At 65.7% G+C, this 22,380-nt stretch carries 20 protein-coding genes; 15 read left to right on the top strand and 5 right to left on the bottom strand.

From position 1 onward, the window contains the following. Window positions 1-38: 38 nt before the first annotated feature. On the bottom strand, window positions 39-953 hold the full coding sequence (locus tag AAHK21_RS10540) for a histone deacetylase (protein WP_367858978.1): 915 nt from the start codon (window positions 951-953) through the stop codon (window positions 39-41). Window positions 954-1,064: 111 nt separating this feature from the next. Next, entirely contained in the window at window positions 1,065-1,751 is a 687-nt protein-coding gene (locus tag AAHK21_RS10535; RefSeq protein WP_367857213.1) for a histidine phosphatase family protein, read from the bottom strand. 150 nt (window positions 1,752-1,901) lie between these two features. On the opposite strand from AAHK21_RS10535, the gene AAHK21_RS10530 reads away from it, so the two are divergent. From AAHK21_RS10530 to AAHK21_RS10515, 4 genes are all read left to right on the top strand, one after another. Next, the gene (locus AAHK21_RS10530) at window positions 1,902-2,471 is read left to right on the top strand and encodes a GNAT family N-acetyltransferase (protein WP_367857212.1); all 570 of its coding nucleotides are present in this window, start codon (window positions 1,902-1,904) and stop codon (window positions 2,469-2,471) included. A gap of 90 nt (window positions 2,472-2,561) precedes the next feature. Next, window positions 2,562-3,431 (top strand): acyl-CoA thioesterase II, encoded by an 870-nt coding sequence (gene tesB, locus AAHK21_RS10525; RefSeq protein ID WP_367857211.1) that lies wholly within the window; start codon window positions 2,562-2,564, stop codon window positions 3,429-3,431. Further along, the gene (locus AAHK21_RS10520) at window positions 3,428-4,018 is read left to right on the top strand and encodes an HAD family hydrolase (RefSeq protein ID WP_038707297.1); all 591 of its coding nucleotides are present in this window, start codon (window positions 3,428-3,430) and stop codon (window positions 4,016-4,018) included. Before tesB ends, AAHK21_RS10520 begins: the two co-directional genes overlap by 4 nt. 83 nt (window positions 4,019-4,101) lie before the next feature. Then, on the top strand, window positions 4,102-5,112 hold the full coding sequence (locus tag AAHK21_RS10515; protein WP_023632383.1) for an NAD(P)-dependent alcohol dehydrogenase: 1,011 nt from the start codon (window positions 4,102-4,104) through the stop codon (window positions 5,110-5,112). A 51-nt stretch (window positions 5,113-5,163) separates the two neighbouring features. Here AAHK21_RS10515 and AAHK21_RS10510 read toward each other — a convergent pair whose 3' ends face one another. Both AAHK21_RS10510 and AAHK21_RS10505 read right to left on the bottom strand, forming a co-directional pair. Beyond that, complete coding sequence (locus AAHK21_RS10510; RefSeq protein WP_367857210.1) at window positions 5,164-6,057, bottom strand: GNAT family N-acetyltransferase; 894 nt, start codon at window positions 6,055-6,057, stop codon at window positions 5,164-5,166. Window positions 6,058-6,149: 92 nt separating this feature from the next. Further along, a complete protein-coding gene (locus AAHK21_RS10505; protein WP_217868181.1) occupies window positions 6,150-6,821 on the bottom strand; it encodes a FadR/GntR family transcriptional regulator in 672 nt (223 codons plus the stop codon). A 316-nt stretch (window positions 6,822-7,137) separates the two neighbouring features. Between AAHK21_RS10505 and AAHK21_RS10500 the strand changes: the two genes are divergently transcribed. Then, window positions 7,138-8,466 (top strand): MFS transporter, encoded by a 1,329-nt coding sequence (locus tag AAHK21_RS10500; RefSeq protein ID WP_367857209.1) that lies wholly within the window; start codon window positions 7,138-7,140, stop codon window positions 8,464-8,466. Window positions 8,467-8,482: 16 nt separating this feature from the next. After that, window positions 8,483-9,838, top strand: coding sequence for a glucarate dehydratase (gene gudD, locus AAHK21_RS10495; RefSeq protein WP_367857208.1), 1,356 nt, complete (start codon window positions 8,483-8,485; stop codon window positions 9,836-9,838). Window positions 9,839-9,942: 104 nt separating this feature from the next. Here gudD and AAHK21_RS10490 read toward each other — a convergent pair whose 3' ends face one another. After that, window positions 9,943-11,040, bottom strand: a complete 1,098-nt coding sequence (locus AAHK21_RS10490; RefSeq protein ID WP_367857207.1) for a peptidase C39 family protein — start codon at window positions 11,038-11,040, stop codon at window positions 9,943-9,945. A gap of 92 nt (window positions 11,041-11,132) precedes the next feature. Here AAHK21_RS10490 and AAHK21_RS10485 point away from each other — a divergent pair, with 92 nt between their 5' ends. From AAHK21_RS10485 to AAHK21_RS10445, 9 genes are all read left to right on the top strand, one after another. Continuing rightward, the gene (locus tag AAHK21_RS10485; RefSeq protein ID WP_367857206.1) at window positions 11,133-12,719 is read left to right on the top strand and encodes a RimK family protein; all 1,587 of its coding nucleotides are present in this window, start codon (window positions 11,133-11,135) and stop codon (window positions 12,717-12,719) included. Between the two features lie 12 nt (window positions 12,720-12,731). Then, window positions 12,732-13,748, top strand: a complete 1,017-nt coding sequence (locus AAHK21_RS10480; RefSeq protein WP_263159373.1) for a magnesium transporter CorA family protein — start codon at window positions 12,732-12,734, stop codon at window positions 13,746-13,748. Between the two features lie 353 nt (window positions 13,749-14,101). Beyond that, window positions 14,102-15,496 (top strand): GABA permease, encoded by a 1,395-nt coding sequence (gabP, locus tag AAHK21_RS10475; RefSeq protein ID WP_367857205.1) that lies wholly within the window; start codon window positions 14,102-14,104, stop codon window positions 15,494-15,496. Between the two features lie 173 nt (window positions 15,497-15,669). Continuing rightward, window positions 15,670-16,446 carry an efflux RND transporter periplasmic adaptor subunit gene (locus AAHK21_RS10470; RefSeq protein ID WP_367857204.1) on the top strand — a complete coding sequence of 259 codons (777 nt, stop codon included), beginning with the start codon at window positions 15,670-15,672 and terminating at the stop codon, window positions 16,444-16,446. Further along, the gene (locus tag AAHK21_RS10465; protein ID WP_367857203.1) at window positions 16,443-17,762 is read left to right on the top strand and encodes an efflux RND transporter periplasmic adaptor subunit; all 1,320 of its coding nucleotides are present in this window, start codon (window positions 16,443-16,445) and stop codon (window positions 17,760-17,762) included. Before AAHK21_RS10470 ends, AAHK21_RS10465 begins: the two co-directional genes overlap by 4 nt. Then, window positions 17,759-19,855 carry an HlyD family efflux transporter periplasmic adaptor subunit gene (locus AAHK21_RS10460; protein WP_367857202.1) on the top strand — a complete coding sequence of 699 codons (2,097 nt, stop codon included), beginning with the start codon at window positions 17,759-17,761 and terminating at the stop codon, window positions 19,853-19,855. Before AAHK21_RS10465 ends, AAHK21_RS10460 begins: the two co-directional genes overlap by 4 nt. Window positions 19,856-19,931: 76 nt before the next feature. Further along, the gene (locus AAHK21_RS10455) at window positions 19,932-20,732 is read left to right on the top strand and encodes an aspartyl/asparaginyl beta-hydroxylase domain-containing protein (RefSeq protein ID WP_367857201.1); all 801 of its coding nucleotides are present in this window, start codon (window positions 19,932-19,934) and stop codon (window positions 20,730-20,732) included. Further along, window positions 20,720-21,703 carry a sulfotransferase family protein gene (locus tag AAHK21_RS10450; RefSeq protein WP_367857200.1) on the top strand — a complete coding sequence of 328 codons (984 nt, stop codon included), beginning with the start codon at window positions 20,720-20,722 and terminating at the stop codon, window positions 21,701-21,703. The genes AAHK21_RS10455 and AAHK21_RS10450 overlap by 13 nt, the downstream gene beginning before the upstream one ends. 175 nt (window positions 21,704-21,878) lie before the next feature. Then, the gene (locus tag AAHK21_RS10445) at window positions 21,879-22,373 is read left to right on the top strand and encodes a GNAT family N-acetyltransferase (RefSeq protein WP_367857199.1); all 495 of its coding nucleotides are present in this window, start codon (window positions 21,879-21,881) and stop codon (window positions 22,371-22,373) included. The last annotated feature ends 7 nt before the right edge of the window (window positions 22,374-22,380 follow it).

The following is a 22,380-nucleotide window of genomic DNA, read 5'->3' as shown; positions in this document are numbered from 1 at the left end:
GCGGCTTTCCCGCAGGTTATCCACAGGCGGTTCCACAGTCATTGTGCACAACCGAGCACCCGCGCCGCGCTGTGGTGGAGGATGCCGTGGCGCCGGGCCAGGGCCTGGCGGTCCTTGCTGTAGCCGCCACCGATCACCCCCACCACCGGGATGTCGCGGCCCAGGCATTGACGCAGCACATGCTCGTCGCGGGCAGCGAGGCCTGCGTCAGTCAGTTGCAGGTAGCCCAGGGCGTCGTCCTTGTGCACATCGACGCCGGCGTCGTACAGCACAAGGTCTGGCTGGTACAACGGCAGCAGGTAGTTCAGCGCATCCTCGACCACCTTGAGGTAGGCGCTGTCGTGCATGCCGCGGGGCAGGGGGATGTCCCAGTCGCTCTGGGCCTTGCGCGCCGGGAAGTTCTGCTCGCAGTGCAGCGACACGGTGATCGCCTCCGGCGTGTCGTGGAGCATGCGCGCCGTACCGTCGCCCTGGTGCACGTCGCAGTCGAAGATCAGCACCCGGTGTACGCGTCCGGCTTCCAGCAGGTAACGGCTGATCACTGCCAGGTCGTTGAAGATGCAGAAGCCGGCCGGGTGATCGTAGTGGGCATGATGGGTGCCGCCGGCCAGGTGGCAGGCGATGCCATGCTGCAGCGCTTGCTCGGCGGCCAGCAGTGAACCGCCCACGGCGCGCACGGTGCGCCTGGCCAGGGCTTCGCTCCAGGGCAGGCCCAGGCGGCGCTGGTCCTCGCGGGACAGTTCGCCGTTCATGTAGCGCTCGATGTAGGCGCGGTCATGGGCTAGGGCGAGGATGTCGTTGGGGCAGATTTCAGGGCGCAGCAGGGCGGCGTCGGTGGTCAGGCCGCTGTCTACCAGGTGATCACGCAGCAGGCGGAACTTGTCCATCGGGAAGCGATGGTCCGGCGGGAACTCGGGGCTGTAGTCGTCGTGGTAGATCAGCGGCAGGGGCATGGTGTCGGCGCGTTGGGGGCGAACACCGATCTTGCCAGTATTGGTGGCGCCGGCGCCAACGCAATCGCGGAGCAAGCCCGCTCCCACTGAGCTGCGGTTATCTTGTGGCGCTCATTGGCCTGCCGATGCCAGCACCCTTTGCCAGTCCGGCTCGTTCATCCGCCCAAGAATCCGTGCCTTGCCATTGCCATCCACCGACACGAACAGCGCACTGGCGTAGCCGCTCTCACGCTCGCCGCCCGGCACATGCTGCTGGCGGGCGAAGTGATCGATGCAACCATTGTGGGTCACCAGTACCAGGTTATGCCCGGGCCGCTTGCGGGCCATGGCCTCGGTGGGGAACGGACGGTCACAGCGCTCCAGCCAGTCTTCGCTGGACACGGCCTGGCCAAGGATGAAATGCGCGGTCTGGCGGGTTCGCAGCTTTGGGCTGCTGAGCAGATCGGCACCTGTCAGCCCCAGTTGCCGCAGGCCCTGGCCGACCCGCTGCGCCGCCTGGCTGCCGGCCACGGTGATGCCGGTCGCATCGTCCAGGCAGGGGCCCGGGGCGCTGTCACAGCGTTCGGCGTGGCGGATCATCACGATCACCGCGCCTTCCTTCCAGTCCTGCAGCAGGCCGCTGTCGCTCAGTTGTTGCTCGTTGCCAAGGTTCACGATGTGCGTCCTCGTCGCTAGCCAGGTACTGGCCCCGGCCAGTGCCAGAAGCAGGCCTAGGGCGGCGCCGAGCGCGGTGCGTGAACGGCGGCGTTCGGGGCGGGCCAGCAGGGCCGGGTTGTGCAGGGTGTTGCTGGGGGGCATGCGTCACTCCAATGCCGTGCGCGGTAGGTGCCGACATTGTGCGAAGGGGGCTGTCGGGGGGCGGTGAAGCCGATGTGAAAAAAGCATCGGCTGGCCGATGCACGCGGCCTACGCTGTACACTGGCAGACCGTGATTTCGGAGCCGCGCCGATGACCCCCATCCTCGAACTGGAAAGCCCGCGCCTGGTGCTGCGCCAATGGCAGGACGACGACCTGCGCGAGTTCGCCGCCTTGTGCGCCGACCCACAGGTGATGCGTTACTTCCCCGCACCGATGACCCGGGTCGAGGCGGCCGCGCTGATCGGCCGGGTGCGCGGTCATTTCAACGAATACGGTTTCGGCCTCTGGGCCCTGGAGCGCAAGGACAGCGGCGCCTTCATCGGCATGACCGGCCTGCTCAACGTCAATTTCGACGCGCCCTTCGGCCCGGCGGTGGAAATCGGCTGGCGCCTGGCCCGCCGGCACTGGGGGCTGGGCTTCGCCAGCGAGGCGGCCTGGGCCTGCCTGCGCTGTGCCTTCGCCCAGTTGCATCTGGACGAGGTGGTGTCGTTCACCACCGAGGGCAACTTGCCGTCGCAGAAGGTGATGCAGGCCATCGGCATGGTCCAGGACCCCGAGGGCAGCTTCGAGCACCCGCGCCTGCCACCGGGTGATCCGCTGCGCCCTCATGTGCTCTACCGCATCGACCGCGCCCGCTGGCAACAGAACCTGCGCGGCTGAATAGGTGGCCATTCGTACGGCGGGACTACAGACAAACCCTGTATCATTTACCGCCATAACAGCGCCGTATTGCCTTGCCAGGAGAGCCCCATGAGCCACGTACTCGACGATCTGGTCGACTTGCTGAGCCTCGAGTCCATCGAGGAGAACCTGTTCCGCGGACGCAGCCAGGACCTGGGCTTCCGCCAGCTGTACGGTGGCCAGGTACTCGGCCAGTCGTTGTCGGCGGCCAGCCAGACGGTCGAGGACGCGCGCCATGTGCATTCGCTGCATGGCTACTTCCTGCGCCCGGGTGATGCCAGCATGCCGGTGGTGTACTCGGTGGACCGCGTGCGTGACGGCGGCAGTTTCAGCACCCGGCGGGTCACGGCGATCCAGAAGGGCCAGCCGATCTTCACCTGCAGCGCCTCGTTCCAGTACGACGAGGAAGGCTTCGTGCACCAGGCGCAGATGCCCGATGTGGTCGGCCCGGAGAACCTGCCCAGCGAGGTCGAGCTGGCCAGCGCCATGGCTGACAAGCTGCCCGAGCGTATCCGCGAGAAGGTGCTGTGCGCCAAGCCCATCGAGATCCGCCCGGTCACCGAGCGCGACCCGTTCAATCCCAAGCCCGGCGATCCGGTCAAGTACGCCTGGTTCCGTGCCGACGGCAACCTTCCGGACATTCCGGCGCTGCACAAGTACCTGCTGGCGTACGCCTCGGACTTCGGCCTGCTGACCACGGCCTTGCTGCCCCATGGCAAGTCGGTGTGGCAGAAGGACATGCAGATCGCCAGCCTCGACCACTCGCTGTGGTTCCACCGTGACCTGCGCGCCGACGACTGGCTGCTGTACGCCACCGACAGCCCCTGGGCCGGCAATGCCCGTGGCTTCTGCCGGGGCAGCATCTTCAACCGCGCCGGGCAACTGGTGGCCTCGTCGACCCAGGAAGGTCTGATTCGCCATCGCAAGGACTGGGCATGAGCCTGGGCGACATCCGCCACTGGGTGTTCGACATGGACGGCACCCTCACGGTCGCTGTGCATGACTTCGCGGCCATCCGCGAAGCGCTCGATATCCCGTCTGAGCACGACATCCTCACCCACCTGGCAGCCTTGCCGGCAGCGGAGGCGGCGGCCAAGCATGCCTGGCTGCTGGAGCATGAGCGTGACCTGGCAATCGCCTCCAAGGCCGCCGACGGCGCCGTGGAGCTGGTGCGCGAACTGGCTCGCCGCGACTGCCGGCTGGCCATTCTCACGCGCAATGCCCGCGAGCTTGCCCACGTGACCCTCGAGGCCATCGGCCTGGCTGACTGCTTCCCGGTTGAGCATATCCTCGGTCGCGACGAGGCGGCCCCCAAGCCCAGCCCGGACGGGTTGTTGCAGATCGCCCGGGCCTGGGGTGTGAGCCCCGGTGCAATGGTGATGGTCGGTGACTACCGCTTCGACCTCGACTGCGGCCGGGCCGCAGGCACCCGCACCGTGCTGGTCAACTTGCCGGACAATCCCTGGCCGCAATTGGCCGACTGGCACGCGGCCGATTGCCGGGCGTTGAGGGCGTTACTCGGCTGACGCCCCTGTCGCGGGCCTGCCCCGCGATCGTCCAGACCTGTCTAAGCTGCACTGCACCTTTTCCCACGATGGAGACCCATCCCATGAGCACCAAGGCCCTCTACGTCCTGCCCGGCGGCGGCTACGACAAGGTCCAGGTCGGCACCTGCGAAACCGCCGCGCCCGCAGCCGGCGAGATCACCGTGCGCCTGCACGCCAGCTCCCTCAACTACCACGACTTTGCCGTGGTCAGTGGCATGTGGGGGCCGAGCGAGCGGCGCATCCCGATGGCCGATGGCGCCGGTGAAGTGATCGCGGTGGGGGCCGGGGTCAGTGAGTTCCAGGTTGGCGATGCCGTGGTCAGCACGTTCTTCCCCGACTGGCTCGACGGCCAGGCCCAGGTCGAGGGCTTCGCCAGCGTGCCGGGGGATGGCATCGACGGCTACGCCCGCGAACAGGTTACCGCCCGGGCTACCTCCTTCACCCTTGCGCCCAAAGGCTACAGCCATGCCGAGTCGGCGACGCTGACCACCGCCGGCCTCACCGCCTGGCGCGCGTTGATGAGCGACGACCACCTCAAGCCCGGTGACAGCGTGCTGGTGCAGGGCACCGGTGGCGTTTCGATCTTCGCCCTGCAGTTCGCCAAGCTGGCCGGCGCCACGGTGATTGCCACCTCGTCCAGCGATGCCAAGCTCGAGCGCCTCAAGGCACTGGGCGCGGATCACCTGATCAACTACAAGGCCACGCCTGCCTGGGGCGAAAAGGTTCGTGAACTCACCGGCGGCCGTGGCGTGGACCATGTGATCGAAGTTGGCGGCCCGGCCACCCTGGAGCAGTCGATGATCGCTGCGCGCATCGGTGGCCACGTGTCGTTGATCGGCATTCTCACCGGCGTGGCCGGGCAGTTGCCGTTGGTGCAGGCGCTGGTGCGGCAGATCCGCCTGCAGGGCGTGCTGGTGGGCAGCCGCGCCCAGCAGCAGGCGATGGTCCGCGCCATCGACGCCAACGGTCTGCGGCCGGTGGTGGACAAGCATTTCGAACTGGAGCAGATGGTCGAGGCGTTCCGGTACCAGGAGAGCAACCGGCATTTCGGCAAGATCTGCCTGACCTGGTGAAGGTCTGAGGGCCCTGTGAAGAGACGGTGCGCTGTTTGGCGGGGGACCCAGTCAGGTATGGGACAGCAGTGGAAACATCAGCGCCTGTCCATCGACACTGGTGGGTGCCGCGCCCCAGACGAACAGCGCATCATCGTTATCCACAACTCGAGTAGCGAAGCCATCGCCATGTAGCGGCGCAAACCCCAGCACCACCTCCCGGGTCGTTGCCGTGACCAGTTCAGCCAGCACATCGGCCAGCACCAGTTCGCGTTCGCAGAACACATCCACCAGCACCATCCGCTCGCCATCATGTTCGATCACCACATAGGCCTCGTGCAATGAGGAATGGAACACCGCCTCCCGGTATGGCCCATCGCAATAGAACATCGTCAGCGGCACATTCGGCACCAGGCTCAATCGCGCCTGTGGACAACTCTTTTCCAGCGCATCGATGAAGCGTTGACGTTGTTCGCCATCGTCCATGTTCACCGGGTGGAAGGTCGTGGCCCGTGGCTGCGCAGCCCAGGGTTGGTAGTACTCGTGTTCGACCACTCGGCGAAAACCGAACTTGGGATAGAGATCGGGTACGGTGCTGTTGGCGAACAGGTACAGCAGGTCGCATTGGCCTGCCCAGCGCTCCACCAGCACTTCCACCAGATAACGGCTGTAGCCACGGCCCCGTGCTTCGGGCGTAGTCATCACCGTGCCGATCTGAACGCAGCGCAGATGTTGGCCACCGAGGGTGAAGTCGAGCAGGTTGGCCGAGGCGTTGGCCAGCATCTTTCCGTAGCGAACCAGTGAGCACGGCTGGTTGTCGGCTTGCCAGAAACCGGCCTGGTACCAGGCTTCGAAGTCGAAGCCATAGGTCTGGTGGGTGAGGGCGTTGAGTTCGGCGCGCAGATGCGGGTTGTCGTGGTAGCGCTCGACCTGCGCGAGCGCGGGGTCGTCGAGGATGATTGCCATGGCGTCCATACCTGTCCGTGAAGTGAAGGTGAACGTTAACCGTAGCGTGGATGAAAAGTTGTAAGGGTTTGTACCCCCTTAGGTGCCTGGCGTCAGTCCGGCACCAGTCGATCCCGGCTGTTGGACAGATGCAGGCACATGGCTGCCCGCGCCGCGTCCGGGTCTTGCCGGCGGATGGCATTGAGGATCGCCTCGTGTTCCAGGTTCGCGAGGTACGCGTGCCTGGCCAGCCTGGCCCCGGCACGCTCGGCCTGGGCGATGCGATTGCGGGGGATCAGCGCCTTACCCAGGTGCGCCATCATCTCGCCGAAATACAGGTTCCCGGTGGCCTCGGCGATCAGCAGGTGAAAGCGCCGGTCGGCTTCGATGCAGCTGTCGCCGGCGGCGGCCAGGTCCTGGTAGTCGTCCAGCGCCTGGCGCATCTGCGCCAGCTGGCGCTCGTCGCGGCGCAGGGCGGCGAGGGCGGCAGCCTGGCCCTCCAGGCCGAGGCGCAACTCCAGCAGGTCGCGCACGCTGGCCGCGCTTTCCGGGGCCACCCGCAGCCCTGACTGGGCCTGGCGTTCGATGACGAAGGTGCCGATACCGTGGCGTGTTTCCACCAGGCCCGAGGCCTGGAGTTTCGACAGCGCCTCGCGGACCACGGTGCGGCTGATGGCGTGATCGCGCACCAGGGTATTTTCCGAGGGAAGCCGGTCGCCTGGTGCGTAGGTACCGAGGAGGATCTGCTGGGTCAGGCGAGAGACCAGGTCGTGGGCGCGGGACATCAGAGGTTCTCAGGTGATGTGGGCTTGCCTGGCGATTGCCATTGAGACTGCACGAACACCGTCAATCTACTTGTATGACAAGTTGCGTGCAAAGATTTTTTTGATCTGGAAATTGGCTGCTTATTGCCAGCTTCAAAGTCCTGGTTTGTGAGTTTTTTGCCGATTTTATTCAGTAAATAGCTTGTATTTTGCGATTTATAAGAAAAATTGCCGTTGTCGTACAACTGCCTCGGGAATATGCTTCTTCGCACCTGGAGGTCAGACAACTCTCTGTCCTTCACCAGTCCCCAATAAAAACAATGAGTGGGAGCCCCCCATGAACGACACCCCAGATCCGTCTGCGCACGCGCTCGCCAGCGCCGTGGCCAAGGTCAAGCGCCATGTCCTGCCACTGTTCGTCATCATGTTCATCGTCAACTACCTCGACCGCGTCAATATCGGCTTTGTCCGCCCGCACCTGGAGAGCGACCTGGGCATCAGCGCGGCGGCCTATGGCTTCGGCGCCGGCCTGTTCTTCATCGGCTATGCCCTGTTCGAAGTACCGTCGAACATGCTCCTGCAGCGGGTCGGCGCGCGCCTGTGGCTGACCCGTATCATGTTCACCTGGGGGCTGGTGGCCACCGCCATGGCTTTCGTGCAGACCGAAACCCAGTTCTACGTGCTGCGTTTTCTGCTCGGAGTCGCCGAGGCCGGCTTCTTCCCCGGGGTTATCTACTACTTCACCCGCTGGCTGCCGGCCGCCGAGCGTGGCAAGGCCATCGCCATCTTCCTCAGCGGTTCGGCCTTCGCCTCGCTGATCTCCGGGCCTTTGGCCGGGGCGCTGATGCAGATCCAGGGCATGGGCCTGCACGGCTGGCAATGGATGCTGTTCATCGAGGGCATGGCCTCGGTGATGCTGTGCTTCTTCGTGTTCTTCTGGCTCGACTCCAAACCCCACGACGCCAAGTGGCTGAGCCGCGAAGAGCAAGACGCGCTGGTGGCCGCCATCGACCTGGAGCAGCGCGAACGCGAGGCCGGCGGCGTGGCCAAGGTCTCGGCCTGGCGCCTGCTCAAGGACCGGCAGATTGTGCTGTTCTGCCTGATCTACTTCTGCATCCAGCTGACCATCTATGCTGCCACTTTCTGGCTGCCGAGCATCATCAAGCGCATGGGCGAGATGAGCGACCTGCAGGTCGGATTCTTCAACTCGATTCCCTGGCTGATCTCGATCATCGCCATGTATGTCTTCGCCGCCTGCGCCAAGCGCTGGCGGTTCCAGCAGGCCTGGGTCGCCGCGGCATTGCTGGTGGCCGCCTGCGGCATGTTCATGTCCACCACCGGCGGGCCGGTGTTCGCTTTCGTCGCGGTGTGCTTCGCCGCCATCGGTTTCAAGGCCGCGTCGTCGCTGTTCTGGCCGATCCCTCAGGGCTACCTGGATGCACGCATCGCCGCGGCGGTGATCGCCCTGATCAACTCGGTGGGCAACCTCGGCGGCTTCGTCGCGCCGACCACCTTCGGTTTGCTCGAGCAACAGACCGGATCGATCCAGGGCGGCCTGTACGGCCTGGCGGTGACCTCGGTGCTGGCCGCCATCGCGGTGTTCTTCGTACGCATGCGCCCCAAGGGCGTGGCTTCCCCTGACCTCAAGGCCGCTTCGGCCAACTGACCCCGAGAGAGATTTCATGAACATGCAGACAACCCCGCAGGCTCACCTCGGCACGCCAGTGGTCACCGACCTGCGCGTGATCCCGGTGGCCGGACACGACAGCATGCTGCTCAACCTCAGTGGCGCCCATGGCCCATTCTTCACCCGCAACGTCGTGGTATTGCGCGACAGTGCCGGCAACACCGGCCTGGGCGAGGTGCCCGGCGGCGAGAAGATTCGCCAGACCCTCGAGGACGCCCGCGCCCTGGTGGTCGGCCAGCCCATCGGGCACTACCAGCGCGTGCTCAACGCCATGCGTCAGGCTTTTGCCAACCGTGATGCGGGTGGGCGCGGGTTGCAGACCTTCGACCTGCGCATCACCGTGCACGCCGTCACTGCCATCGAGTCGGCCCTGCTCGACCTGCTCGGACAGTACCTGGGCGTGCCCATGGCCGCGCTGTTGGGCGAGGGCCAACAGCGCGAGGCGGTCAAGATGCTGGGCTACCTGTTCTACATCGGTGATCGTCGTCGCACCGACCTTGCATATCGCAACGAGGCCGATGCCGACGACAACTGGTTCCGGCTGCGCCATGAGCAGGCTCTGACCCCGGAAGCAGTGGTGCGCCTGGCCGAGGCGGCCCAGGCCCGCTATGGCTTCAACGACTTCAAGCTCAAGGGCGGCGTGCTGCGCGGCGAGGAGGAGATGGAGGCGGTCACGGCGCTGGCCGAGCGCTTCCCCGAGGCGCGCATCACCCTCGACCCCAATGGCGCCTGGTCACTCAAGGAGGCCATCGCCTTGTGCCGCGACAAGCACGCCGTGCTGGCCTATGCCGAAGACCCTTGCGGAGCCGAGAACGGCTATTCCGGGCGAGAGATCATGGCTGAGTTCCGTCGTGCCACCGGGCTGCCCACCGCCACCAACATGATCGCCACCGACTGGCGGCAGATGGGCCATGCGATCCAGTCACAGGCGGTGGACATTCCTTTGGCCGACCCGCATTTCTGGACCTTGCAGGGATCGGTTCGGGTGGCGCAGATGTGCCATGACTGGGGGCTGACCTGGGGCTCGCACTCGAACAATCACTTCGATATTTCGCTGGCGATGTTCACCCAGGTGGCGGCGGCCGCGCCCGGCGAGATCACCGCGATCGACACCCACTGGATCTGGCAGGACGGCCAGCGCCTGACCCGCGAACCGTTGCGCATCGTTGATGGTCATGTGCGCGTGCCGGAGCGTCCTGGGCTCGGAGTCGAGCTGGACGAGGACCAGTTGGCCCAGGCCCATGAGTGCTATCGCAACATGGGCCTGGGGGCTCGGGATGACAGCGTGGCCATGCAGTATCTGATCCCGGGGTGGGCTTTCGATAACAAGCGGCCTTGCCTGGTGCGCTGATCAAACACTTACCGGCAAACATTTCCTGCTGCCACCGGCGTTGCCGGTCGGGCGTAGGCAGACGCCTGTGCAGCACCGCCCCGGCCAGCCGGGGCTTTTTTCGTTTACGCCGCCGTTGCGTACACCACCACCGCCGCCCGCAACTTGCGCCCGCCGAACAGGCTCATGCGCTGGAACTCCTGGTGGCTGACTGGCAGGTGCTGGCAGTCCAGGGCCTGCCGGTGGCGAGCGTGGTCGGTGTCGGGGTCGTGCAGGTAGACGAAGTCGTCGTCGCAGGCGGTGACCAGCACCCAATGCGGCGCCTTGCTGCCGGTCAGCCGGTAGTTGCTGATCAGCACCAGCGCCAGGCCGCCTTCGGCCAGTACCCGGCGCAGGTCGGGGGCCTGCCGGGCGATCACCACGTCGCTGTCCTGCAATTCGGCGCAGAAGTCCTCATGAACCAGGCGCATGACCTCCTTCTTGCCGGGCTGGCGCACACCATCGAGAAACAGCGGCCCTTCGGTATTGAGCAGCAGGCGCACGCGAAAGCCCCGACGCCACGCGGCCAGCGCCAGCCCGTGGGGGCTGCAGCCGCCGTGGCCGGAGGTCATGAACACGGTGGTTGCCTCGCGCCACAGGCGCAGTTCCTCGCGGCGACTCGGCGGGCGCTGTGATCGCAGCGCGGCCATGGCCATCAGCAGGCAGGCCGGACCGCAGGTGAAGTCGGTGGTCTGGGCATAGTAGGGGACCGGTCGCGTCTCGCCCGTCGGGTGCTGGAGGATGCGCTTTTCGTAGCGCAGGGCGCTGGTGTGGTCTTGGTAATAGTCGTCGACCTGGGCGAAGCGCCGGTAGCCATGGCGTTCGTACAGGGCGATGGCCTTGGGGTTGTCGGTGCGCACCTCAAGACGCAGGTAGGCGCGCTCGTGTTCCAGGGCGCAGCGTTCGGCCTGTTCCAGCAGGCGCGCGCCAAGGCCATGGCCACGCGCCTGTTCGGCAATGGCGATGGAATACAGCCGGGCCAGCGAGGTGCTGCGGTGGAAGAGTAACAGCGCATAACCCATCAGCTGGCCGTCGCGTTGCGCCACCAGCAGGCTGGCGTTGGCGTGGGACAGCATCCAGCGGAAGCTGCGCGGGGTCAGCCGGTCGAGGGCGAAGCACTGGTTCTCCAGCGCCAGCAGGGCCGGCAGGTCGTCAACAGTTGCCAGGCGAAATTCGATGTGCATAGGGCCGCCGTAAAAGTTGCGTAATGAAACGGGACATTCGAAAAACTTCGTGCTTAATAGAAACCGTGTCTACCCAACACAGGGCTTCAATAATGTCATCGTTTCAGGAACCCTTACCTGGCTGGCCCGGGGAAAGTTCACACTCAAGTACAACTGGTGTTATTTATCCTCTGACCCTGGATAACAAGTCAAGTCAGCTGGTAATCATCGTGGAGCGGCGTGAAGACTGGGCTTCCTACCTGCCCAGCGAGGACGTCGTGACGGCCCAGGAGTACTTGGAAGAACCGCGCGAGGCTGACAGCGGCAAACGTGTACAAGTGATTAACTTATGCCGTAATTACAAGTATCTAGGTCACGGTTACTATTGTTCGTTGTTGGCCGAGGCGCGCGGGCATAAAGTTATTCCCTCGGTCAGAAGTATCAGTGAGTTAACCCGAAAGTCGTTATACGGATTGGCCCTCGACGACATGGCGCGCAGCCTCGAGAGTGCCTTGGCCAATCACCCCTACGGAGAAACCGAAGGGTTCACCCTGACCCTGTATTTCGGCCGTACCGATCTGGAACCGCTGCAGGACATCGCTCGCCAGCTGTTCGAAAGTTTCCCGTGTCCGATCCTGCTGGTGGAGTTCCGCAAGACCAGTACCTGGCATATCGCCGGGGTCAAGACTGGTGCGCTGCACAAGTTGCGTGAAGACCAGCAGGACCCGTTTGCCAACGCCCTCGATGGCTTCAGCCGCAGGATCTGGCGCCAGCCACGCTCGCGCCGGGTGGCGCGCTACGACCTGGCGATCCTCCATGACCCTGACGAAGCGCTGCCGCCTTCCAACCCCAAGGCACTGGAACACTTCATCCGCGCCGGGCGCCAGTTGGGGGTCGACGTCGAGCTGATCGGCAAGAAGGACTACGCCCGCCTGGCCGAATACGACGCGTTGCTGATCCGCGAGACCACCAGCGTCGATAACCACACCTACCGCTTCGCCAAGAAGGCCGAGAGCGAAGGGCTGGTGGTAATGGACGACCCGGCATCGATCCTGCGCTGCACCAACAAGGTCTACCTGACCGACCTGTTGCGCAGCCATCGCCTGGCCATGCCGGCCAGCGAGATCCTCTATCGCGACAACCCTCAGGCCCTGGAAGGCATCGGCGAGCGGTTGGGCTTTCCGCTGGTGCTGAAGATTCCCGACGGCTGTTTCTCCCGGGGCGTGATCAAGGTCAAGGACCCCGGCGAACTCCAGGCCGCCACCGCCGAACTGTTCGAGCATTCGGTACTGCTGCTCGCCCAGGAATACCTCTACACCGAGTACGACTGGCGTATCGGCGTGCTCAACCGCAAGCCGATCTTCGCTTGCCAGTACTTCATGTCCAAGGGCCACTGGCAGATCTTCAACCACCAGGCCCAGCGCGACGAGGTCAACGGCGAGTGCCGCACCCTGGCCGTGCACGAGGCGCCGCGGGCGGTGGTGGAGCTGGCGGTGAAGGCGGCCAACCTGATCGGCGATGGCCTGTACGGGGTCGACCTCAAGCAGGTCGGTGACCGGGTGGTGGTGATCGAGGTCAACGACAACCCCAACCTCGACGCTGGCATAGAGGATGCCTACCTGCACGACGACCTCTACACCCTGGTGCTCGAGGAATTCATCCGCCGCCTGGAGCAGAAACGCCGGGGGCAAGCCTGGTAACGAGGTGCTGGCATGATCGAAAGCTACAGCCTGACCCATGGCCAGTTGCGCAAGCGCAAGGGGCTCGATTGCGAGGTGCTGCTGTTCGTTGAACCGGACAGCGCCGAGCGTGAACTGTTGCAGGCGTGGTTCCACCTGGACGCCCATGCCCTGGCTTCGGCACTCGACCCGGACGAGGTGTCGCGCCTCGAACTGCACCGCGATGGCCTGTTCCTGATCTGGAAACGCCCGGAGAGCTACACCGGGGGCGACAGTTTCGCCTTCCAGGTGTCCTCGTTCGGCATGTTGATGGTCGACGGCCACCTGGTGCTGATCGCCCCGGACGCCTCCCTGCTCGACGGCCTCGGGCAGCGCCATGCGCTGCACGATCCGATGGATGTGCTGCTGGCCATCCTGCTGGACAACCTGCACCACTACCTGGGGCACCTGAAGGTGATCAAGATGGTCGCCCGCGAACTGCAGCAGCGCTTCGAGCAATCGCTGGAAAACCACCACCTGATGCAGATGTTCAACCTCAGCGAGAGCCTGATCCACTACATCAACGCCATCCACAGCAATGGCGCGGTGCTCTCGCGCTTGCGCGCCCATGGCGAGAAGCGCCACTTCAACCCTGAGGTGCTGGCGCTGATCGACGACCTGGTCATCGAGAACAACCAGTGCCACAAGCAGGCCGAGATCTACTCGACGGTGTTCGCCGGCTTGATGGACGCTCGCGGCAACCTGGCCAACAACGCGATGAACGAGACCCTGCGCAAGCTGACCCTGATCAACGTAGTGTTCCTGCCACTGAACCTGATCGCCAGCATTGGCGGCATGTCCGAGTTCAGCATGATGACCGCGGGTGTGCCCTGGTGGCTGGCCTATGCCGTGCTGGTGCTGGCGATGCTGCTGCTGGGCGTGCTCATGGTGCTGGCGCTCAAGCGCCTGGCCCGGGGGCGTCGTCCCATGGTGGTGCCTGCGCAACCCAAACGTCCCGATGTGCGGCCGACCCCTTCTTTCCCTGGTATCGCCAATTGGAGAACGCCATGAGCAATCTGCAGATCGGCCTGATGATCGTCACGGTGATCGTGGTGTTCGCGTTGGTGAACTTCTACTTGGATTACCTGCGTGACCGCGACTGACGCAATCAGGCATGTCCGGGGGCTTGACTGACGTGCATGGGCACGCGGTGTCGTGATCGAACAGTTGTCTGACGTTTTCGAGCATTTTGCTCGCGCCGCGCCCAGCTTAAAGTGAAGCCCGCATCCCCATGGTGCGTTGCCCCGGGCGCATGAGAAGGCCGTAACAGAGCGTGCGCAACGTACTCCGCCCTTAGCCGAGGAGACCGTTTCGCCTACGCCTGCCCGTCCCTTCCTTGTGTCAGTAAAAAGAGAACAAGACCAATGAACACCGTGGGAACTGATGGCAACCTTGCTCAAGGTTTCAAGCCACGTCACGTAACGATGCTGTCCATCGCTGGCATCATCGGCGCGGGACTTTTCGTCGGCTCCGGGCATGCCATCGCGGCTGCCGGGCCCGCCACCATTCTGTCCTATTTCGTGGCCGGCACCCTGGTGGTGCTGGTCATGCGCATGCTCGGCGAAATGGCCGTGGCTCACCCCGACACTGGCTCGTTCTCCACCTATGCCGACCAGGCCATCGGCCGTTGGGCCGGTTACACCATCGGCTGGCTGTACTGGTGGTTCTGGGTACTGGTGATCCCCATCGAGGCGCTGGCCGCGGGGCATGTGCTCAACGCCTGGTTCCCCCAGGTAGACAGCTGGATCTTCGCCCTGGCCTCGGTGCTGTTGCTGGCCTGCACCAACCTGTTCAGCGTGGCCAAGTACGGCGAGTTCGAATTCTGGTTCGCCATTCTCAAGGTCACCGCGATTCTCGGCTTCATCGGCCTGGGTTTTGCCGCACTGGCAGGCTGGTTGCCGGAGCGCGAGGTCAGCGGGTTGAGCACGCTGGTCGACGAGCATGGCGGCTTCGCTCCCAAGGGCTGGTCGGCGGTGGTCGGTGCCTTCATCACCGTGATGTTCAGTTTCATCGGCACCGAGGCGGTGACTATCGCCGCCTCCGAGTCCAGCGATCCGGCGCGCAACATCGCCAAGGCCACCCGTTCGGTGATCTGGCGCATCAGTACGTTCTATATCCTGTCGATCTTCGTGATCATCTCGGTGGTGCCCTGGAACGACCCACAGTTGGCGGTGGTGGGCTCCTACCAGCGCGCGCTGGAAATCATGAACATCCCCAATGCCGCGCTGATGGTGGACTTCGTGGTGCTGATCGCGGTGACCAGTTGCATGAACTCGTCGATCTACATCGCCTCGCGGATGATGTACTCGCTGGCCAAGCGCGGCGATGCGCCGGCGCTGCTGAAGAATACTTCACGGGTTGGCGTGCCGCGTGCGGCGGTGTTCGGCAGCACCCTGATCGGCGCGGCCATCGCCATCCTCAACTACTTCGCACCCAAGGGCGTGTTCGAGTTCCTGCTGGCCAGCTCCGGCGCCATTGCCTTGCTGGTGTACCTGGTGATCGCCATTTCGCAACTGCGCATGCGTGGGCGGCTGGAGCGCGAGAACGCCAACCTCAAGTTCCGCATGTGGTTGTTCCCCTGGCTGACCTGGGCGGTGATCCTGTTCATCAGTGGCGCATTGACCGTGATGATGTTCACCGAGGAGCACCGCGCCGAGGTCACCGCCACCTTGAGCCTGGCGATCGTGATCTCGTTCCTCGGCATCATCACCACCCGAGGACATGTGCGGGGCGCCGCAGCAGCACGCTCGGCGGGTTGAGGTGAAGCTGGGCTTGCCCGCAATGCGGCAAGCCCGCGCCTGCGAGTTGCCATGACGTTTCCCGGAGGATTTGCGAGCTCCGGCAAGTCCCCGGATCTTCATCGGCGTGATATATCCGTGCCATCATTTTTTGTCTTACACTCCGGCCATCAGCTCGCAAGGGAGTGCGCAACATGCTTAGCGGTTTCCGTCTGGCTTTGACCCTGGGTCTGTTGCACCTGCCACTGGCGCAGGCTGGTGACCCGCCCGCCGACCCCTTGCTCGATACTCCCGCAGCGTCCAGCGCCGGACAGAATCCCCGAGGCGTACTGCGTGCCCGCGACCAGGCCGTGCTGTCCAGTGAGCTGGCCGGGCGCATCGTCGAGATGCCCTATGCCGATGGCCAGGACTTCAAGCAGGGCAGCACCCTGGCGCGCTTCGATTGCAGCGCCTACCAGGCCCAGCTCAACGCCGCCCAGGCCGCCGTTCGCGCTGCTCGCGAAGAACTCAACCACAACCGCCAACTGGCCGCGCTGAAGTCGGTCGGTCAGTTCGAGGTGTCGCTGGCCGAGGCCAAGCAGGCCCAGGCCCAGGCCGAGGCCCAGGTGTACCAGGTGCAGGTCCGGCGCTGCGTGGTCAGCGCGCCGTTCGATGGCCGGGTGGTGCAGCGCCGGGCCCAGCCCCATGAAAGCGTCGCCAGTGGCTCGCCGCTGCTCGAGGTGGTGGACAACCGCTCGCTGGAGATCCACTTGCTGGTGCCCTCGCGGTGGCTGGGGCAGCTCAAGCAAGGCCAGCCGTTCGAGTTCGTTCCCGATGAAACCGGCAAGCCGCTGCAGGCACAGGTCAAGCGCGTCGGCGCCCGGATCGACGAGGGCAGCCAGACGTTGCTGCTGATCGGCGAACTGCCCCGTGACAGCCAGGGGCTACTGGCCGGCATGAGCGGTACCGCCCACTTCGCCGCGCAACCATGACGGCCGCCGCCACGGGTGTGGCCGAGCATGCCTTCGCGCTGTTTCTCGGCCTACAGCGCCAGGCCCGCCAGGCGGCTGGTCCCGAGCAGCTGGCCTATGGCATGGTCAACGATGGCCAGGCCTTGTTCGGTTTTCGCCATGCCGCCCTGCTGATCGCCGGCAAGGTCCGGGCACTGACCGGCATCAGTGTGGTCGAGGCCCATGCGCCGTTCGTGGCGTTTGTCGAACGCGCCGCTCACACGCTCCAGGCTGCCGGCGTCGCGGCCCAGGCCGGGGCCGTGGATCCGACGACGCTGGACACCCAGGCCCAGGCAGACTGGCGCTCGTTATCCGCCGCTCACGCATTCTGGCTGCCCTTGCTCGATCGCCAGGGCAAAGTGTTCGGCGGGCTGTGGCTGGCCCGCGACCAGGCGTTCAACCCCGCCGAGCAAGCCTTGCTCACTCAGTTGGGGGAGACCTACGCCCATGCCTGGCTGGCTTTGGGCCCGGCCAAACCCTGGCGATTGCGTTGGCCACGGCGGCGCCTGCTGGTGGCCTTGGGGTTGTCGCTATTGGTGCTGCTGGTGCCGGTGCGCCAGTCGGTGCTGGCCCCGGCCGAGGTCGTGCCACGGGCAGGGCGGGTGGTTGCCGCGCCGCTGGACGGGGTGATCGCCGAGTTCCTGGTCAAGCCCAACCAGACGGTCGCCGTCGGTGACCTGCTGGTGCGCTTCGACGCCACCACCCTCAAGGCCCAGGTCGATGTCGCCGAGCGCGCCCTCGGGGTCGCCGAGGCCGAGCTCAAGGCCAGCACCCAGCGCGCCTTCAGCGATGCCGAATCCAATGCCCGCCTCGACCTGCTGGCCGCCCGCGTGGAACAGAAACGCGCCGAACTCGACTACGCCCGCCAGCTCCTCGGCCGCAGCGAAATTCGCGCCGAGCGTGCGGGGATCGCGGTGTTCGCCGACGCCGAGCGCTGGACCGGCAAGCCGGTGCAGACCGGCGAGCGCCTGATGCAACTGGCCGATCCGCAGCAGGCCGAACTGCGCCTGGAGCTGCCGGTGGGCGATGCCATCGCCTTGCAGCCTGGCGCCGAAGTAGCGTTGTTCCTCGACAGCGACCCGTTGCATCGCCATGGCGCCCGCCTGGAGCGCGCGGCCTACGAGGCCCAGGCCACCGCAGCCGGGCAACTGGCCTATCGGTTGGATGCCGGTTTCGACGAGGCACCTCCGCGCATCGGTTTGCGTGGTACCGCCAAGGTGTATGGCGAGCGCGCTCCGTTGGTCTACTACCTGCTGCGTCGCCCGCTGGCTGCGTTGCGTCAGGGGCTTGGGCTGTGACCCTGCCGGCGTTGCGCGCCGACCTGCAACTGTCGCCGGCGGCGGCCGGGCATGACGGCGCACCCCAGTGGACCCTGGCCGACCCGCTGCGCGGGCGTTACTTCAAGCTGGGCGGTGGCGCCGTGCGACTGCTGCAGCACTGGCGCCTGGGTGACCCGCAACGTGTGCTGGCTGCCGCCAATGCCGAGCCTGGCCTGGCCGTCGACGAGCAGGCATTGGAAGAGCTCTTGCTGTTTCTCGGCCAGCACGACCTGATCGGCGCCGAAGATGCCCGCCAGCGCGAAAGCTATGCGACCAAGGCCGCCGCCACCCGGCAGAGCCTGTGGACCCGTGTGCTGCACCAGTACCTGTTCTTCCGGATTCCACTGTGGCGCCCGGATGCCTTCCTCAACCGCGCATGGCCGGTGCTCGAACGCCATGGCGGCTGGATCTTGCGCTACGCCCTGCCGTTGGTGCTGGCGTTGGGTGTGTTCCTGGTGATCCGCGACTGGTCGCGCTTCATCGCCACGTTCCCGCACCTGTTCAGCCTCGGCGGCATCCTCGCCTTTGGCGTGGCGCTGGGGTTCGCCAAGCTCTGCCATGAGTTCGGCCACGCCTTCATGGCCAAGCGGGCCGGGTGCCGAGTGCAGAGCATGGGCCTGGCGTTCATGGTGCTGTTGCCGATGTTCTACACCGATGTCAGCGATGCCTGGCGCGTCAGCGACCGCCGTGCGCGGTTGCTGATCGATGCCGGTGGGGTGTTCGCCGAGCTGCTGCTGGCGGTACTGGCGCTGCTGGCCTGGTCGCTGCTGCCTGACGGCCCGGCGCGCACGGCGGCGTTCATGCTGGCCAGCGCCACCTGGATCACCACCTTGCTGGTCAATCTCAACCCCTTCATGCGTTTTGACGGCTACTTCCTGATCAGCGACCTGTGGCGGGTCGAGAACCTGCAGAACCGCGCCTTTGCCCTGTGTCGCTGGCGACTGCGCGAGGCGCTGTTCGGCTATGGCGAGCCGGCCCCGGAAGCCTGGTCGCCGACCATGCGCCGCCGTTTGCTGGTGTGGGGCTATGGCGCCTGGCTGTGGCGCGCGGTGCTGTTCTTCGGTATTGCCCTGGCGGTATATCACCTGTTCTTCAAGGTGCTGGGCATCTTCCTGATGCTGGTGGAGCTGGCCTGGTTCATCGGTTTGCCGGTGTACAAGGAGTTGCGGCAATGGTGGCTGCACCGTGGTCAGGCGGCGCCGGGCAAGACCTTGCGGGTGGCGGCCGGGCTGGGTTTGTTGCTGGCCGTGCTGGTGCTGCCCTGGCGTGGCGCGGTGGACGTGCCGGCGATGCTCGAGGCGTCCCGCGTCAGCGCCCTGCATGCGCCGGTGGCGGCACGGGTGAAAAGCTTGCCGGTGGGCGAAGGGCAGGCGGTTCGCCAGGGCGAGCTGCTGGTGGAACTGGAGTCGCCCGACCTGACGTCGCGCCAGTCCATCGTGCGCCGCGAGATCGACATCCTGCAGCTGCTATTGCGCCGCCAGGCCGGGCGCAGCGAGACGGCGGCGGACGCTGGGGTGCTAGAGCAGCAACTGGCCGAAGCCGTGGCCGAGTACCGCGGCCTTGCCGCCCAGCGTGAGCGCCTGCAACTGCGCGCGCCCCGCGACGGTGTGCTGCGAGACCTGCCGGCCGGCCTGGCAGCGGGGCAATGGGTCAGTCCGGCACAGACCTTGGGTCGGGTGGTCGAGCCGGGGCTGCGTTTGCGCGGCTACCTGGCTGAGGCCGACCTGTGGCGGGTGGCGGCCGGCAGCGAAGGGCGCTTCATCGCCGATGACCCGGCGCGCCCGGCATTGCCGGTGCGCGTGGAGCAGGTGGATGCCACTGGCGTTGCCGTGCTGGAACTCGAAGCGCTGGCCTCCGACCGCCATGGCCCGGTAGCCGTGCGGCGTGATGGCCAGCAGCGTGCGGAGCCGGTGCAGGCCCAGTACGGCGTGCGTTTGAGCCCGCTGGGCGAAGTGCCCGATGTGGCCCAGCCGTTGCGTGGGGTGGTGGTACTGGACGGCGCGCGCGAGTCGTTGCTGGGGGCCGCCTGGCGACGGTTGGCGGCGTTGGGGGTTCGTGAGAGTGGGTTTTAGGCGGCCTTTCCCCTCCAGGGACCCGTCGTCTTCGCCAGGAACACCGTTCAAGACAATGCCAACGCAAGGAGCCCGCATGACCGAGACTGCTCTGCCACTGTGTTCCCGCCTTACCTTGCCCACGAACCTGCCCGCCTTGCTGCAGGCCCTGACCCGGCTGGACACTCACGCCTGGCAGGCGCACTTCAACCGGGGCTACCACGAAGGTGACTGGAGCGGTGTGGCGCTGGTCGCCGCGGAGGACGCGCCGTTGCCGCTGGCCCCAGGCACAGGCGCGCCGACAAGCCTGGCCTGGTGGCAAGGCGAGCCGGCCTGGCAGCAAGCCCTTGCGCCCTTCCAGGCATCGCTGCGCGCCGCCCGCCTGTTACGCCTGGGGGCGGGGGCGAGGATTCACGAGCACCGTGACCCCGACCTCGGGCGCCCAGGCGGCTGCCTGCGTTTGCACATACCGCTGCTGAGCCCACCGGGCGTGGAGTTCCTTGTGGATGGCCTGCAAGTGCCGATGCGCCCGGGCGAGTGCTGGTTCATCGACCTGTCGCGCCCCCACCGGGTCAACAACCCCGGGCCCGGTGAGCGCATCCACCTGGTACTCGACTGCGCGGCCGACCCTTGGCTGCTGGCGCTGATCGACGAAGGCCTGGCGCAGACGCCGGCATTGCAGCCTGGCAGGGCCGGGCAGGCATTCGAACGGTTTCGCCAGCAGGTGAGTGAGGCGCCGACATTGGCCGCGCAACTACAGGCGTTGGAGGATCCCCGGGCCTTCGTGGCCGAGGCGGTGCGCCTTGGTGCCGAGCTAGGGCTGGCGTTTTCCGAGGCAGAGGTCCTGGGCGCCATGCGCCGGGGCAAGCAGGCATGGAGCGATCAATGGCGAGTGTGAATACCCCGATGGATTTTCACGGCTGGCTGCCCATCCGTCTCTGGCAGGGCGACGCCGGATGGCGGGTGGACTGGTGCTGGTTCGGCGAGAGGCGCCTGGCCCGGCCGTTTTTCCGCGATGACGTCGACCAGGCGTTACGCCTGCCGTTCAACCAGGCTATGCGCCGCGACACCGATGTCTCGGCTTTGCTCGATTGGCACGCCCGTAGCCCGGGGCTGACGCCCTCGGCCTTGGTGTTCCATGCTTCACGCTGTGGTTCGACGCTGATCGCCCAATTGCTGGCCAGCCAAGCGCGAAATATCGTGCTGTCCGAGCCGCCGCCGTTGGACAACCTGTTGCGCGCCGCGCGCCAGGACCCGTCCGCCGCCGCCTGGCAGGCCGATGCATTGCGGGCGCTGTGCTCGGCCTACGGTCAGCGTCGTCGGGGCGACGAGCGCCAACTGCTGATCAAGCTCGATGCCTGGAACATCTTCGACGCGCCATTGCTGACAGCGCTGTATCCCCAGGTGCCACGGGTGTTCCTCTACCGTGACCCGCTGGAGATCGTCGTTTCCCAACTGCGCCAGCCGGGCATGCACCGGGTGCCGGGCCTGCTCGGCGGCTCTGGGCTCGACAGTGTGCTGACCGATGCCCAGGGCATGAGCGCGGTGCAATACACCTGCCGGATGATTGGCGAGATCCTTGCGGCTGGCCTAGCGTTGTGCGAACGCGAAGGCGCCATCGTGGTGAACTACAGTGAGTTGCCCAATGCTGTCTGGGGGCGCCTGGGGCCACTGTTCGGCATCCTGCCAGGCGAAGTAGCGGATTTGCAGGCGGTCGCGGCCTTCGATGCCAAGCAGCCGGCCATGAACTTCAGCGCCGATGGCCAGCGCAAGCGTGACGAGGCCAGCGACGAGGTGCGCGCGGCAGTCGCCCGATGGGCCCTGCAGCCGTACAACGCTTTGGAATCCATACGGTTGCGAAATGCCTAGAAAGTGGCGTCAAAGTACCTCGAACGGGTGTTTGAGAAAATAAACGTAAAGACCACGCTCGGGTAGTGGCTATATGCCTTGTTCTTCGGCTACGCTGCGAATGATCGTGTAGGACAATTCACTTGGATGTGCGCCCCTCACCATGGGGTAACCTTACGCAGGGAAGCCAGACCCGATGTCCATCCTCGAGGTGAACCTCCGTCCCACGGTGGACGCCGACCGGGCGTTCCTGCGCACACTCTATGGCACCACCCGTGCCGCCGAAATGGCCCTGCTGCCGTGGCCGCAGGCCGCCATCGATACCTTCCTCGACCAGCAGTTCCAAGCACAGCACGACTATTACCAGGCCCAGTTCGCCGGCGCCGACTTCCTCGTCATCGAAGTAGCGGGCGAGTCCATTGGCCGCGCCTACCTGCACTGGGCGGACAGCCACGTGCAGTTCATCGACATGGCCCTGCTGCCCGCCTGGTGCGGGCGTGGCATCGGCAGCCGATTGATCGGCGAGTGGCTGGCGCAAGCCGATGGCGATGGGCTCAGCGCCGGCCTGCATGTCACCCCTCACAACCCGGCCTTGCAGCTCTACCAGCGCCTCGGGTTCGAGGTGGTCGGCGAAACCGGCCCCTCTCTGAAAATGCGCCGAGCGGCGCTCACCACCGCCATTCGTGCCTGAAGGATCA

This window comes from Pseudomonas sp. TE50-2 (genome assembly GCF_040813665.1).
Taxonomy (GTDB): Bacteria; Pseudomonadota; Gammaproteobacteria; order Pseudomonadales; family Pseudomonadaceae; genus Aquipseudomonas; species Aquipseudomonas soli.
This window is presented reverse-complemented; position numbering and strand designations above follow the sequence as displayed.